Below are 14,449 nucleotides of genomic sequence, written 5' to 3' on the forward strand. Positions count from 1 at the left end.
AGATAAGAAGCAAGCTTCTTACCCCGTTCGACTTGCATGTGTAAAGCATGCCGCCAGCGTTCAATCTGAGCCAGGATCAAACTCTTGAGTTCAATCTCTATGCTACTTGTTTCTGGCTACGCAAAACGAACTCAAATAAAGTTCATTTCAGCGTAAGCAATTTGGTTCATCACCAAGCGCCTACGCTTATCGGTTGTATCTTGTTAAAGAGCGGTGCTGATTTTTTCGCTTCGCTGCATTCGTTTCGTTTGCTGCGTCGCGTTCAGCGAGAGGCCGAACTATACGTGGCTTTTAAAAGTGCGTCAACACCTTGAGTGAAGATTTTGCGGACTAATTACATAAGTCGTTGTTTTAAAATGAAACAATTCTCAGCTCTTTGGTACTGAAAAACCCGCTTCCTCAATCGCATCAGCAAGCACTTTGGGTGAAATCTGCCGTTCGTCGTAACTGATTGCCACTTTTGCGGCTGGCAAATCAACTTTCGCACTGATCACTCCCTCAAGTGCATGAAGCGTACGCTCGACGGACGCCGCACATCCGCCACATGTCATGCCGACTACATTCATATATACGTCCATGATGGATTCCTATATAGATTGAGGTTCATTGGGTCACTGATGATGATCTGGTGTCGATTTAAGATTTTGCAAGTCAAATGTCACGCTCCACCGTTATAATCTAGCGGTTAGGTCACCCTCTCGCGGTGGCAGTGCCTATATAACTACCCATTCAAGGAATGAGTCATGATTTTGGATCGCGTCCCAGCCGGTAAAGACATCCCGAACGACTTCAACGTCATTATCGAAATCCCCGCCAATGCAGCTCCAATCAAGTATGAGCTGGACAAAGAAACTGGCGCGATGTTCGTGGATCGCTTTATGGGTACCGCCATGTTCTATCCATGTAACTACGGTTACGTTCCGGCCACCTTATCAGAAGATGGTGATCCGGTTGACGTACTGGTTGTTACCCCATTCCCGCTGCAGATCGGTGTTGTAGTTCGCTGCCGCGCACTGGGCATGCTGAAGATGGAAGATGAATCCGGCATCGATGCCAAGCTGATTGCCGTGCCGGTTGAGAAGCTGTGCCCGATGTACAAGGGCATTCAGTCGACGAGCGACCTGCCAGAACTGCTGCTGCAGCAAATCTCCCACTTCTTCGAGCATTACAAGGATCTGGAAAAGGGTAAGTGGGTGAAAGTTCAGGGCTGGGCGGACAAGGCCGCAGCCGAAGCCGAAATCGTTGCCGGCATCGAACGCTACAAGGCAGAGTAAATCTACGCCACTCCCGAAAGGCCGCAAATTGCGGCCTTTTTGCATATCAATGTGCGTATTTCTGACAGTGCTCAGACATAGATTGCGCAACCTGTCGCATCATTTTGCAGTTCATCGCAGCTCGCTTCACTTTTGCCGTGCTTATCGATAAAAATCCGAGCTCAACCAATCTGCGAGGCAACTCTCATCATGCGACTGAGCCGAATCGCTGCCATCTTGATGGCAATTCCCTGCGCGGCATTTGCTGCCCCTCATTCCGGTATCGAGCTGGAAAACTTTGATCAGTCCGTTCGCATTCAGGATGATCTATTCCAGGCCGTGAATGGTAACTGGATCAAGCGAACCGAGATCCCTGCAGATCGTTCACGCTGGGGTGCGTTTGATCAGTTGCGCGAGTTGTCAGAAAACCGCGTACATGAACTGATTGAGGCTAATGTTGCGCGCCCTGCCAATGCGGATCAAAAGCGAATTGCCGCCCTGTACCAGTCTTACATGGATGAGAAATCCATCGAGAAGGCCGGACTGAAACCGCTTGAAGGGTCGTTCAAAGAAATTGCTGCTGTAAAAGATGCTGCTTCGCTGAATTCGCTGATTGGTCGCTGGCAAGTTCTGGGTGTGCGTTTACCCTTGCGGGTATACGTGGGTATTGATGCAAAGGATGCTACTCGCTATCAAGTCAGTGTGCGCCAGAGTGGCCTGGGCATGCCGGATCGTGACTATTATCTGGAGAATGATGATCGCTTCGTGAAGATTCGCGCAGCCTACATCGACTATCTCACTACCTTGTTCACGCTTGCAGGGGACAAAGCTGATGCGGCAAAGGCAAAAGCAGGCCGCGTTTTTGCGCTAGAGAAACGAATCGCCGAGATTCAGTGGACCAAGGTGGTCAATCGCGATCCGGTCAAGACATATAACAAACGCTCATTGGCCGCATTGAGTGAGGAAGCGCCAGCAATCGCATGGAAGACTATCCTCCAGCAAACTGGGCTGAAGGATGTTCAGGAATTAAATCTGGCTCAGCCAGATTACGCAAAAGCACTGGGCGAGCTGATTAACACAGTGCCGGCTTCCGAGTGGCAGGACTACCTGAAGGCGCGTCTGCTTGCCGATGTCGCGCCCATGCTGCCCAAGGCGTTTGCGGATGCCGACTTCAAATTTAATGGTGTGATATTGAATGGGCAAAAGGAACAACGTGCCCGCTGGAAGCGCGCAGTCTCGTTTGTGGATAGCGCAGTTGGCGAAAGCGTTGGCCAACAATATGTCGCCAAGTATTTCCCAGTCAGCGCAAAGTCCAAAATGGAAGAGCTGGTTGCCAATCTGTTCAAGGCTTACCAATCCAGCATCGACAATATCAGCTGGATGAGCCCAGAAACTCGGACGCAGGCTCAAGATAAGCTGTCCAAATACACGGTCAAGATTGGCTATCCACAAAAGTGGCGTGATTATTCCAGCATTCGTGCGAAATCCAATGACCTCATTGGCAACGCACGCCGCGTGGCAGAGTTTGAGCACGCCTATCGCATTAGCAAACTCGGCAAGCCTGTCGATCGTAGCGAATGGGGTATGACGCCGCAGACCGTGAATGCTTACTACAATGCTTCATTCAATGAGATTGTCTTCCCTGCAGCTATTCTGCAGCCTCCGTTCTTCAATGCAGCTGCCGATGATGCAGTCAATTACGGCGGCATTGGTGCGGTGATTGGTCACGAAATCAGCCATGGCTTTGACGACAAGGGCAGCCAATATGATGGCAACGGTAATCTGCGCATGTGGTGGACTGCGGAAGACCGTTCGCGCTTTGAAGGATTGGCAGGCCGACTGGTTGCGCAATATGAAAGCTACGAGCCGATTCCGGGTCGTCACATTAATGGCAAACTGACGTTGGGCGAAAACATTGCCGATCTCTCCGGTTTGCAGATTGCTTATAAGGCCTATCAGCTATCGCAAGGCGGCAAGCCCGCAGAAAAGCTAGATGGCTACACAGGTGATCAACGCTTCTTTATCGGCTTTGCTCAAGTCTGGCGCACCAAAATGCGCGATGAAGCTGCATTGACTCAACTCACAACAGACCCGCACTCACCCGGTGCTTATCGCGCGAACGGTACGCCGGTGAATAGCGATGCATTTCAGACCGCATTTGACGTGCAACCGACTGACAAGATGTTTAAACCATCCGCCGAGCGCATTCGTATCTGGTAATTTAAGCTGCGATTGAAATTTGCCGCCATGTCCGACACCATGGCGGCACTCGGAACACCTCTCCCCTAACAGGAAATGAATATGAAACTTCGTACCCTTGCCCTCCTGACACTGGCCTTGCCATGGGCCGCCATGGCCGAGCCGACTTCCGGCATTGATCAGGCAAACTTCGACGCTACCGTGCGCGTACAAGACGATCTGTTCAATTCCGTGAATGGCGCATGGCTGAAGAAGACTGAGATTCCTGCGGATCGTTCACGCTGGGGTGCATTCGATGCACTGGCCAAGCTGTCAGAAGACCGAATCAAGGACATCGCTGAAGCCGCTGGTAATGGCAGCGATGCTGAATCCAAGTTGATTCATGCGCTGTTCCAGAGCTATATGAACGAAGACGCGATCAAGGCTGCCGGCCTGAAGCCTGTTGCGCCGTATCTGGATCAGATCAAGGCAGTCAAGGATTTGAATGGCCTGTCCGACTTGCTCGGCACATTGCAAACTTTGCCTGTTAGCACCCCGTTTGGCATGGGCGTGAGCCAAGACCCGAAAGATGCTACTCGCTACCTGACAGGTGCGGATCAAAGCGGTCTGGGTTTGCCTGATCGCGATTACTATCTCAAGAAAGATGCAAGCTACGCTAAGGCTCGCGATGCCTATGTCGCCTATCTGACTACGCTGTTCAAGTTGGCCGGTGATAAAGACGCCAAGGCTGCTGCACGCGCGAAGACTGTGATGGCATTCGAAATGAAGCTGGCCAAAGCACAATGGTCTCGCGTTGAGATGCGCGACCCGCAGAAGACCTACAACAAGATGTCGATTGCTGAATTGGGCAAACTGGCACCCGCATTTGACTGGAAGCGTCTGCTGAACAAGGCTGAGCTGTCAGCGGCCACAGAAATCAATATTGGCGAACCATCCTACTTCAAGGCTGTCTCCAAGCTGGCCAAGTCGACCCCTATCAGCGTCTGGCATGACTATCTGACTGCCCGTTTCCTGGATAGCACTGCTCCACTGCTGACACCGGAGTTCGTCGCTGCGTCCTTTGAGTTCCATGGCAAGACACTGTCCGGCCAGAAGGAAGAAAAGGCGCGCTGGAAACGTGCAGTTGCCTTCGTGGAATCTAACGCTGGCGAAGCGCTGGGTAGCCGCTATGTCGCAAAGTACTTCCCGCCGGAATACAAGGCGCGCATGGAAGAGCTGGTTGCGAACCTGATGAAGGCCTACTCCAGCTCCATCGACGGCCTGACCTGGATGAGCCCGGAAACCAAAGCCAAGGCACATGAAAAGCTGGATCACTACATGGTGAAGATTGGCTATCCGGCCAAGTGGCGTGATTACGCAGGTCTGGATGCCAAGGCTGACGACCTGTTTGGCAACGCGATCCGCGGTGCGCAGTTCGGCTGGCGATTTAATGTGGGTCATTTGGGCAAGCCGGTTGATCGTGCCGAATGGGGCATGACACCACAAACCGTGAACGCCTACTACAACCCATCGCTGAACGAAATCGTGTTCCCGGCTGCAATTCTGCAACCACCATTCTTTGATCCGAATGCTGATGATGCGGTGAACTACGGCGGTATCGGTGCAGTCATTGGACACGAAATCAGCCATGGCTTCGATGATCAGGGTGCGCAGTTTGACGCCTATGGCAATCTGAAGAACTGGTGGAAGGATGAAGATCAGAAGGCCTTCCAGGCCCTGACCACAAAGCTGGTGAACCAGTACAACGGTTACGAAGCCCTGCCGGGCAAGTTTGTGAATGGCCAGCTGACACTGGGCGAAAACATCGCCGACCTTTCCGGTTTGCAAATCGCCAATAAGGGTTATCAGTTGTCGCTGAATGGCAAGGAAGCACCTGTGATCGACGGCATGACCGGTCAGCAGCGCTTCTTTATCGGCTTCGCACAAGTATGGCGCGGCAAGATGCGTGAAGCGGCTCTGCTGCAACGCCTGACAACCGACCCGCACTCACCGGGTCAGTTCCGTGCAGATGGTGCCAGCATTAACAGCGATGCCTTCCATGCCGCATTCGGCGTGAAACCGGGTGACAAGATGTACAAGGCACCGGAAGAACGTATCCGCATCTGGTAAGGCATCTTTTTCCAGATGATGAACTCGTGATTTACATGCCCGCCTGGTTTTGCCCGGCGGGCATTTTCAAATAAGAGGAAATAATGAAACTTCGTACGATTGCACTCGCCGCGCTGTACCTGCCCTGGGTAGCCTTTGCCAGCCCAATATCCGGCATCGACCAAGCAAATTTTGATGTAAGCGTGCGCCCACAAGACAATCTTTTTCTGTCTGTCAACGGTGCTTGGCTCAAGCAGGCCACAATCCCGGCAGATCGGTCATCCTGGGGGGCATTTGATGTTCTGGAACAACGATCAGAGGATCGCCTGAAGGACATTGCTGAACACGCGGGGGAACAAAGCGATGCCGAATCGCGCCTGATTCATGCACTGTACCAGAGCTTTATGAATGAAGCCGCCATCGAAGCGGCGGGCAGCGCCCCCGTACAACCATGGCTCAAGCAGGTTGACGCAATCGGCACCAAGACTGATCTTTCGATCTTTCTGGGTAGCCTCATGCCGATGCCTGTCTCGCTTCCCTTTGCATTGGGGGTGGGTCAGGATCCCAAGCAGGCAACGCAATACCTGACAGGTGCAGACCAAAGCGGCCTGGGTTTACCTGATCGTGACTATTATCTGAAAAAGGATGCTAGCTACGCCAAGATCCGGACGGCGTATCTGAGCCATCTCACTACCTTATTTACACTGTCTGGCGACACGCAAGCGCAAGCCACAGCACGCAGTGCGCGCGTGCTCGCGTTCGAGACCAAACTCGCACACGCACAGTGGGACCGCGTATCCTTACGCAACCCCCAAAAGACTTACAACAAGATGTCTATCACACAGTTGCAAGCGCTGGCGCCTGCACTGAACTGGTCATTGATTTTGCAGCATGCTGAATTGCAGAACGCAAAGGAAATCAATATCGGCCAACCCACGTATTTCAAAGCGCTGTCCGCGCTTGTGAATAGCACGCCTATACCGGTCTGGCAGGACTACCTGCGTGCACGCGTGCTGGATGGAGCTGCGCCTTACCTGAATAAGGCTTTTGCCAATGCCAGCTTCGAATTCAAGGGCAAAACACTGGCAGGACAAAAGGAAGAGAAAGCACGATGGAAGCGAGCCATTTCCTTTGTAGAAGGCAGCGCAGGTGAAGCGCTGGGCAGCCGATATGTAGCCAAGTATTTCCCCCCAGAGCACAAGGCGCGCATGGAGACCCTGGTCGCCAACTTAATGAAAGCCTATTCCAGCTCCATTGACGGATTGACCTGGATGAGTTCGGACACCAAGGCCAAAGCACACGAAAAACTTGATCACTACATGGTCAAGATCGGCTATCCATCGAAGTGGCGCGATTACAGTGCATTGGAAGCAAAGGCTGACGATTTGTTCGGCAACGCCATTCGAGGTGCTCAGTTTGCCTGGCGATTCAATATCGGCCATTTGGGCAAAACAGTCGATCGTACCGAATGGGGTATGACGCCGCAGACGGTCAATGCTTACTACAATCCTTCTCTGAATGAGATTGTATTCCCGGCCGCGATTCTGCAACCTCCTTTCTTTAATCCCGAGGCAGAAGATGCAGTGAATTATGGCGGCATCGGCGCGGTGATCGGTCATGAAATCAGCCACGGCTTTGATGATCAGGGCGCGCAGTTTGACGCTTATGGAAATCTGAAAAACTGGTGGACTGCCGCAGATAAAAAGGCGTTTGATGCCCTGACAACCCGCCTGGTGAAGCAATACGATGCCTATGAACCGCTCCCGGGTAAGCATATCAATGGCAAGCTGACACTGGGCGAGAACATCGCTGATTTGTCGGGTTTGCAAATCGCCTATAAAGGCTACCAGCTCTCACTAAATGGTCAGCCCGCGCCCGTGCTGGATGGTTTTACGGGTGAGCAACGCTTTTTCCTGGGATTTTCTCAGGTGTGGCGCGGCAAGATGCAGGACGAACTCCTGCTGAACCTGCTCACGACCAATCCCCATTCCCCCGAGGCGTTCCGAGTGATTGGTGCGAGCGTCAACAGTGACGCCTTCCAGTCCGCTTTTGCTGTCAAACCGGGCGATAAGATGTACAAGGCTCCGTCCGAGCGGATTCGAATCTGGTAAGCCTTTCCCAAGACTTCACGCCCCGCTTCGTCGGGGCGTTTTACTGCCTAAGGATGATTCAGTTCACTCAGCGACTCCAGTGGAACTGAGCATGGCCCATAGCACACCTCGACCTCCTTCATGCTTCGCACATATCGGCTAGATCGCATTGCCGGCGTAAAGCGAGTTTGCTTGAAGGCGTTGATCACCTGCTGTTGATCCATCTCCGGCGGATTGGCAGAGAGTACCTCTACAGCATCCACGACGCCGCTCTCGTTAATCTTGATCTGAATCCGCATCACTCCGACAAGCTGGTGGCGCGCAGGCTGCAGCCCCTCCTCAGGCGGAACCAGCTGTACGGCATTCAATGGCTGTGCGAGCTGATCCAGTTCGGCTGCTGGATAATAGGTTGGATCGACATCCAGTAGGGGTTTGATTGGTTCGGTAGGTGATGCTTCTGCGGGTGATTTCGGTAATTCAAATTTGTCAGGCAGCGGATTGGAAAATTCGCCCCCCTTCAAGATGATTGTTTGCCGCAACCTAGGTTCGTCACGATGCTGAAGATTCACCATCAAGGTCTGGATACCCACTTGAGGCTGATACGATCGGGGCGAGGGTGCGAGAAAAAAAAACACCCCGCCGTGCAGCATCAGCGAAATCGCCGACGTGATCACGATGGGGTATTTCATGGTTGAGTCTTGATCTAGCTAAGCAGCGATTTAAGACTTCTTGCCCATTGATAATTGCGTTTCAAATGTAGCAGAATCAATGGCACCCGGAATGATCTGACCGTTTTCAAAGACAATCGTCGGGGTCGCATTCACACCAATATCTTCACCTACCTTTTGCAGGGCGCTGATCGGATGAGCGCAATCCCCCTTGTTATCAGGCAGTGTGCCGTTGAACATCCAGTTATTCCATGCAACCAGCTTATCTTCAGCACACCAGATCAGCGCGGACTTGCGGGCGGCATCCGGATGCAGCGAGGCAATCGGGAAAACAAAATTATAGATCGTGACATTATCCAACTTGGACAGGGTTTCCTGCTCCAGCTTCTTGCAGAACGGGCAATCCGGGTCGGAGAATACAGCTACGCGACGCGAGCCATTGCCCTTGACTACCTTGATGGCAGACTCAAAGGGCAATTTATTGAAGTCTGTCTTCATCAGCTCATTCATGCGCTCTTCGGTGAGACTCACCTGACGCTTGAGGTCAACCATATCGCCAACAAACATAAAATCTGCCTTGGCATCGGTATAGACGACCTGACGAGGCGCAATCACTACCTCAAACACGCCCTTGACTGGTGACGGGCGCACCGACTCGATCTTGCGCTGAGGCAATTTCTTTTGCACGGCCGACTTAACCGATTCGGTTTCATTCGCCGCGTTCGCACAAGCAGCAAAGGTCAGCACGGTGGCAAGTGCCAGCACAGTACGGGAGAGCGGAAAAGAAACATTCATTGAATAATCTTTCTGGTACTTATCAAGAGTAGGGAGTCAGACTGAGTCCGGACGATGCAACAGTAAGCGCTGAGGTGCGACAGGAGCAAGCTCGCCCGGCTGGCAAATTGTACCGTTCGTCACGCACCTCGCCAAATAGGGTGCATCAAGTAGATTTGAGCGCTAACCGTGTTTTGCCCGAAGGCGGATTTTTATCGAAGTAGCGCTTGATGCCGGTCAGCAATGCATTCGCCATTTTGTGCTGATACGCATCATCCTTGAGCTTGGCTTCCTCTTCCGGATTGGAGATGAATGCAGTTTCAACCAAGATCGATGGAATATCCGGGGCTTTCAGCACGGCAAATGCAGCTTGCTCGACTTGTCCGCGATGCAGGGTATTGATGCCACCAATTTCATTCAGCATCGCTTTGCCGAGTTTCAGACTGTCATTGATCGTGGCTGTTTGCGTCAAATCGAAGAGTGTGTGCGCAAGATAGCGATCACGGCCATCCAAGCGCATACCGCCGATTAAATCGGCATCATTTTGCGATTTGGCCAACCACTTTGCAGCGGTCGATGTCGCACCACCTTCGCTCAGCGCATATACAGACGAACCGCGCGCATCACGTCGGGTCACGGCATCGGCATGAATAGACACAAACAAGTCCGCCGCAGCCTTTCGTGCCTTGAGTACTCGCTCACCCAGCGGCACGAAATAGTCGTCATCGCGCGTCAGCACCGCACGCATCCCCTTTTGCGCATCGATCTTGGCCTTGAGCTTCTGGGCAATCGCCAGCACGATCGTTTTCTCGTAGGTGCCAGATTTGCCGATCGCCCCCGGATCTTCGCCGCCATGGCCGGGATCAATGACCACTGTAATGAGGCGGTCAACATCCAGTTTTTCCGGCGCTTTGTCTTCCTTGCGACTTTTCACTTCCTGAACAGGCTTACTAGCCGCCCCCTCGGGCACATCCATATCAGCAAACGCCATCAAGGGGTCATCGACCTTGGCCGGAAACAAATCAATTACCAGACGATGCTTGTATTCACCATACGGTTGCAAGGTAAATACCTGCGGCTTCACTTCTGCCTTAAGATCAAGCACCACCCGCACGGTGCCGGGCTTGAAGCGGCCAGCACGCAATTGCTTGACGTAGGGATCATCTGCGCCGATGCGCGCACCGATATTGGCTAGTTCACTGCCCCAGCTGATGCCATCCATGTCGACCACCAGCCGAGCAGGATCGGGCACCATAAACTGGTTGAACTGCAGGGGTGCGTTTGATTCGATGGTGATGCGGGTATAGGCGCGCGCAGGCCAGACGCGAACGGCCAGCACCGATGCGGACTCTTCATTCTTACCCTGTGTTGCCGCCACAACGGGCAGCAACAGGGTTGCCACAGCGCCTTGCAGCAGGCGCCGCCGCTTTATATCTGGCGAGAAGCGATCAATTGCTCGAGACATCTGCTTCCTGTTTCTGTTTGCGCTTCAATCAGCACATGGCGCCCGTCACCCTCTGGCGCGAGCGAGATTTGCCAGTCCGGCACAGGCAGCAAACCCTCTGCCTTTTGCGGCCATTCGATCAGACAAATGCTGTCCGGATGGAATAATTCCCTAAATCCGGCGTCTTCCCATTCCTCTGGATCGGCAAATCTATACAAATCAAAGTGATGCAAGTATAAGTTCGAAATTACGTAAGGTTCAACCAAAGTATAGGTCGGACTCTTGACGCGTCCAGAAAAACCACACCCGCGCAAGATCCCGCGCGTCAGCGTTGTTTTTCCCGCACCCAGATCGCCCAATAACCAGATACTGGTGCCGCCTTGCAGCACAGCCGCGATCTGCTCACCGAGCGCCAACGTCGCCGTTTCATCCGCCAGATGGGCAGACAGCGTATGATATTGCGCATGCATGATGAACACTCCCTTGACTGGGCCGATCTCAAAGCCCGTATTGTACGCTGGTCCTGCGAATTGGGCTTTGATGACATGCGCATTAGCGATGCCACACTGCCCCCCGAAGCCGAAGCACGCCTGCAGGCGTGGCTGGATGCCGGTTTTCATGGTGAAATGGACTATATGGCCGCGCATGGCATGAAGCGTGCACGCGCCAAAGAATTGGTTCCCGGCACGATCCGCGTCATCAGCGTGCGCATGAACTATCTACCGCCGGATGCAGCCGACAGCGGCACCATCATGGCAGACAGTCATCAAGCCTTTATTTCGCGCTACGCGCTGGGCCGCGATTATCACAAAGTCCTGCGCAATCGCCTACAGAAGCTTGCAGAAAAAATCAGCAATGAGACAGGCGCCTTTGCCTTCCGCGCCTTTACGGACTCAGCACCGGTATTGGAAGTTGAGACCGCGACGCAGGCCGGACTGGGCTGGCGAGGCAAGCACACCCTTTTGCTGACGCGCGAACATGGCTCATTTTTCTTTCTGGGTGAACTGTTTGTAGATTTACCCCTGCCCATTGACCCGCCGCTTGCACAGGATCACTGCGGTCGCTGCACCAAATGCATCGACGTCTGCCCCACTGGCGCCATCGTTGCCCCCTATCAGGTGGATGCCCGCAAATGTATCTCCTACCTGACCATCGAGCTCAAAGGCAGCATCCCCGAGGTATATCGCCCCATGATCGGCAATCGCGTCTATGGCTGCGACGACTGCCAGCTGCACTGCCCGTGGAACCGCTTTGCCCAGACATCGCCCATGGAGGACTTTGCGATCCGCAACGGGCTCGACAAGGCTACCTTGGTCGATCTGTTTGCATGGGATGAGGCTACCTTCAAAGCCAATATGGCCGGCAGCGCCATTTACCGGATCGGACATGCTCAGTGGCTACGCAATCTGGCGGTGGGATTGGGCAATGCCGAGACCTCGCCCGAGATCATCGCCGTACTTACCGCACGGCTGAATGATGCCGATGAAGTCGTGCGCGAACATGTTCGCTGGGCGCTGGCGCGGCATGGTGTGAATCTGCTCACCTGAAATGCGCGGCGCAGAGTAAAATCAGCGCTTTTCCAGCCGACTGTTTTTGTCTATGTCGCAATCACTCGCCTCACGCCCGATCGGCGTGTTCGATTCGGGGATCGGGGGCCTGACGGTTACCCGCGCGCTGATGGAGCGCATGCCCTTCGAGAACATCATTTATTTTGGCGATACTGCCCGCGTCCCCTATGGCGTGAAATCGGTTGCGACCATTGAGCAATTTACCAGCCAGATTGTCGACTTCCTGCTGGAAAAAGAGGTAAAAGCACTGGTGATTGCCTGCAATACGATTTCAGCAGTGGCGGGCAATCACGTGCGCAAGCGGGTGCCCGTACCGGTTTTCGACGTAATCGATTCCGGCGCACGCGATGCAATCTCCATGTCGCGCAACAACAGCATCGGCGTAATTGCCACTCCGACTACCGTGAACGCCAATGCCTACGCTCGCGCCATTCACGGCCTACAGGCAGATGCTCGCGTCTATTCACAAGCGTGCCCGCTCCTGGTACCACTGGTAGAGGAAGGCTGGCTGGATCACCCGGTGACACGTCTGACCGTCCAGGAATACCTCAAGCCCGTGCGCGCCGAAGGCATCGACACGCTGGTGCTGGGCTGTACCCACTATCCATTACTCAAGCCACTGATTGGCGAGCTGGCAGGAGACAGCATCAAACTGGTTGACTCCGCTGTGAGCGTCGCCGATCAGGTCGCCCGCACCTTGGCCGAGCAAGGCCTGTGCACCCCCAATCGCGACGAAGCGGATTATCGTTATTATGTGACTGATATCCCGCTGCGCTTTCAGACCGTGGCCGAGCGATTTCTCGGCCGCACGCTGCGCCATATCGAGATGGCCCAGCTGTAAGACATGCGCCCGCCGATTGGCGGCGGGCAGTTTCAGTCTATGCATGCTAAAATAGCCTGTTTTTTAGTACCTTTTTGTATCCAGAGTGCCGGATTCATCAAAATCTGCCGCTCAGCACAAACGAGATGCCGCCCATGTTGTCAGCCCTTACCGCCCTGTCCCCCCTTGATGGCCGCTATCAGAAAAGCGTCGACGCCCTGCGCGACAGCTTCAGCGAATATGCCCTGATCAAACAACGCATCAAGGTTGAAATCGAATGGCTGAAGGCACTGGCCAATGAGCCGGGCATTGTCGATGTGCCTGCATTCTCCGCAGCCACGATTGCAGAACTGGACGCTGTTGCTATTGGTTTCGCCGAGGAACACGCCGCCGAAGTGAAGGCGATCGAAGCGCGCACCAATCATGACGTGAAGGCAGTGGAATACTGGCTGAAGGAACGCTTCGCCAACAACGCTGAAATCGCCCCGGTGCAAGAGTTCTTCCACTTCGCCTGCACCTCTGAAGACATCAATAATCTGTCGCACGCACTGATGCTGAAGCATGGTCGTGACCAGGTGATGCTGCCCAAACTGCAGGAAGTCGCAGCCAAGCTGAAGGACATCGCGCACGATCTGGCTGACAACGCCATGATGTCACGCACCCACGGCCAGCCAGCCACCCCCACCACCATGGGCAAGGAAATTGCCAATGTGGCCTACCGTCTGGATCGCCAGATCGAGCGCATTGCTGCCGTTGAGTTGCTGGGCAAGATCAATGGTGCGGTGGGTAACTACAATGCGCATCTGGTGGCTTACCCGGATGTCAACTGGCCTGCCTTTGCACAAAAGTTTGTCGAGTCGCTCGGCATTACCTTCAACCCGTACACCATCCAGATCGAACCGCACGATTACATGAGCGAATTGTTCGATGATCTGGCGCGCGTCAACACGATCCTGATCGACATGAACCGCGACATCTGGGGTTACATCTCCCTTGGCTTCTTCAAGCAGAAGGTGAAGGCCGGTGAAGTCGGTAGCTCCACCATGCCGCACAAAGTGAACCCGATCGACTTCGAAAATGCTGAAGGCAATCTGGGCATGTCCACGGCGCTCCTGACTCACCTGAGCCAGAAGCTGCCGATTTCACGCTGGCAGCGCGACCTGACCGACTCCACCGTTCTGCGCAATATGGGCGTGGCATTCGGCTATGCGCTGCTGGGTTATGTATCTGCCCTGCGCGGCCTGAACAAGCTGGAAGCCAATCCGCAATCCATGCTGAATGATCTGGACGAAAACTGGGAAGTGCTGGCCGAGCCGATCCAGACCGTGATGCGTCGCTACAAGGTGGCGAATGCATACGAACAGCTTAAAGATCTGACGCGTGGCAAGGGTGGTATCAATCGCGATACCCTGCACGCATTCATCAGCGGTCTGGCCATTCCGGATGCAGACAAGGCGCGTCTGCTGGCTCTGACGCCATCCACCTATATCGGATGTGCAACAGAACTCGCGCGCAAAGTCTGAGTCTGATACAACACGCATAAAA

General features: G+C 53.9%; 12 protein-coding genes and 1 rRNA gene. 7 read left to right on the forward strand and 6 right to left on the reverse strand.

Annotated features, from left to right (window positions below; genetic code table 11):
• Positions 1 to 92: ribosomal RNA gene (locus KSF73_00005) — 16S ribosomal RNA — on the reverse strand; the annotation flags it as partial.
• A gap of 276 nt (positions 93 to 368) precedes the next feature.
• Positions 369 to 578 (reverse strand): heavy-metal-associated domain-containing protein, encoded by a 210-nt coding sequence (locus KSF73_00010; protein ID MBV1774092.1) that lies wholly within the window; start codon positions 576 to 578, stop codon positions 369 to 371.
• 165 nt (positions 579 to 743) lie between these two features.
• Between KSF73_00010 and ppa the strand changes: the two genes are divergently transcribed.
• From ppa to KSF73_00030, 4 genes are all read left to right on the forward strand, one after another.
• The gene (ppa, locus tag KSF73_00015; GenBank protein ID MBV1774093.1) at positions 744 to 1,274 is read left to right on the forward strand and encodes an inorganic diphosphatase; all 531 of its coding nucleotides are present in this window, start codon (positions 744 to 746) and stop codon (positions 1,272 to 1,274) included.
• A 189-nt stretch (positions 1,275 to 1,463) separates the two neighbouring features.
• Complete coding sequence (locus KSF73_00020) at positions 1,464 to 3,473, forward strand: M13 family metallopeptidase (protein MBV1774094.1); 2,010 nt, start codon at positions 1,464 to 1,466, stop codon at positions 3,471 to 3,473.
• 81 nt (positions 3,474 to 3,554) lie between these two features.
• Complete coding sequence (locus tag KSF73_00025; protein MBV1774095.1) at positions 3,555 to 5,561, forward strand: M13 family metallopeptidase; 2,007 nt, start codon at positions 3,555 to 3,557, stop codon at positions 5,559 to 5,561.
• 83 nt (positions 5,562 to 5,644) lie between these two features.
• Complete coding sequence (locus KSF73_00030; protein MBV1774096.1) at positions 5,645 to 7,651, forward strand: M13 family metallopeptidase; 2,007 nt, start codon at positions 5,645 to 5,647, stop codon at positions 7,649 to 7,651.
• 47 nt (positions 7,652 to 7,698) lie between these two features.
• Here the strand turns inward: KSF73_00030 and KSF73_00035 are convergent, their stop codons facing one another.
• The 4 genes from KSF73_00035 to tsaE all read right to left on the reverse strand — a co-directional run bounded on the left by KSF73_00035 (position 7,699) and on the right by tsaE (position 10,986).
• Positions 7,699 to 8,319 (reverse strand): energy transducer TonB, encoded by a 621-nt coding sequence (locus KSF73_00035; protein ID MBV1774097.1) that lies wholly within the window; start codon positions 8,317 to 8,319, stop codon positions 7,699 to 7,701.
• 30 nt (positions 8,320 to 8,349) lie between these two features.
• On the reverse strand, positions 8,350 to 9,093 hold the full coding sequence (locus KSF73_00040; protein ID MBV1774098.1) for a DsbC family protein: 744 nt from the start codon (positions 9,091 to 9,093) through the stop codon (positions 8,350 to 8,352).
• A gap of 145 nt (positions 9,094 to 9,238) precedes the next feature.
• Positions 9,239 to 10,537, reverse strand: coding sequence for an N-acetylmuramoyl-L-alanine amidase (locus KSF73_00045; GenBank protein MBV1774099.1), 1,299 nt, complete (start codon positions 10,535 to 10,537; stop codon positions 9,239 to 9,241).
• The gene (gene tsaE / locus KSF73_00050; protein ID MBV1774100.1) at positions 10,501 to 10,986 is read right to left on the reverse strand and encodes a tRNA (adenosine(37)-N6)-threonylcarbamoyltransferase complex ATPase subunit type 1 TsaE; all 486 of its coding nucleotides are present in this window, start codon (positions 10,984 to 10,986) and stop codon (positions 10,501 to 10,503) included. The genes KSF73_00045 and tsaE overlap by 37 nt, the downstream gene beginning before the upstream one ends.
• Between tsaE and queG the strand changes: the two genes are divergently transcribed.
• The 3 genes from queG (at position 10,981) to purB (ending at position 14,427) form a co-directional block, all read left to right on the forward strand.
• Positions 10,981 to 12,063, forward strand: a complete 1,083-nt coding sequence (queG, locus tag KSF73_00055) for a tRNA epoxyqueuosine(34) reductase QueG (GenBank protein MBV1774101.1) — start codon at positions 10,981 to 10,983, stop codon at positions 12,061 to 12,063. The genes tsaE and queG overlap by 6 nt on opposite strands.
• A 52-nt stretch (positions 12,064 to 12,115) precedes the next feature.
• The gene (murI, locus tag KSF73_00060) at positions 12,116 to 12,925 is read left to right on the forward strand and encodes a glutamate racemase (protein MBV1774102.1); all 810 of its coding nucleotides are present in this window, start codon (positions 12,116 to 12,118) and stop codon (positions 12,923 to 12,925) included.
• A 134-nt stretch (positions 12,926 to 13,059) separates the two neighbouring features.
• Positions 13,060 to 14,427 (forward strand): adenylosuccinate lyase, encoded by a 1,368-nt coding sequence (gene purB / locus KSF73_00065; GenBank protein ID MBV1774103.1) that lies wholly within the window; start codon positions 13,060 to 13,062, stop codon positions 14,425 to 14,427.
• Positions 14,428 to 14,449 lie beyond the last annotated feature (22 nt).

This window comes from Burkholderiaceae bacterium DAT-1 (assembly GCA_019084025.1).
Taxonomy (GTDB): Bacteria; Pseudomonadota; Gammaproteobacteria; order Burkholderiales; family Chitinimonadaceae; genus DAT-1.

Bases quoted from the DNA above. Each gene is read 5' to 3' on its own strand.
- KSF73_00045 (MBV1774099.1), bottom strand. From the start codon at position 10,537: ATGTCTCGAGCAATTGATCGCTTCTCGCCAGATATAAAGCGGCGGCGC.
- KSF73_00020 (MBV1774094.1), top strand. From the start codon at position 1,464: ATGCGACTGAGCCGAATCGCTGCCATCTTGATGGCAATTCCCTGCGCG.
- tsaE (MBV1774100.1), bottom strand. From the start codon at position 10,986: ATGCATGCGCAATATCATACGCTGTCTGCCCATCTGGCGGATGAAACG.
- murI (MBV1774102.1), top strand. From the start codon at position 12,116: ATGTCGCAATCACTCGCCTCACGCCCGATCGGCGTGTTCGATTCGGGG.
- KSF73_00025 (MBV1774095.1), top strand. From the start codon at position 3,555: ATGAAACTTCGTACCCTTGCCCTCCTGACACTGGCCTTGCCATGGGCC.
- queG (MBV1774101.1), top strand. From the start codon at position 10,981: ATGCATGATGAACACTCCCTTGACTGGGCCGATCTCAAAGCCCGTATT.
- KSF73_00030 (MBV1774096.1), top strand. From the start codon at position 5,645: ATGAAACTTCGTACGATTGCACTCGCCGCGCTGTACCTGCCCTGGGTA.
- KSF73_00040 (MBV1774098.1), bottom strand. From the start codon at position 9,093: ATGAATGTTTCTTTTCCGCTCTCCCGTACTGTGCTGGCACTTGCCACC.
- purB (MBV1774103.1), top strand. From the start codon at position 13,060: ATGTTGTCAGCCCTTACCGCCCTGTCCCCCCTTGATGGCCGCTATCAG.
- KSF73_00035 (MBV1774097.1), bottom strand. From the start codon at position 8,319: ATGAAATACCCCATCGTGATCACGTCGGCGATTTCGCTGATGCTGCAC.
- ppa (MBV1774093.1), top strand. From the start codon at position 744: ATGATTTTGGATCGCGTCCCAGCCGGTAAAGACATCCCGAACGACTTC.
- KSF73_00010 (MBV1774092.1), bottom strand. From the start codon at position 578: ATGGACGTATATATGAATGTAGTCGGCATGACATGTGGCGGATGTGCG.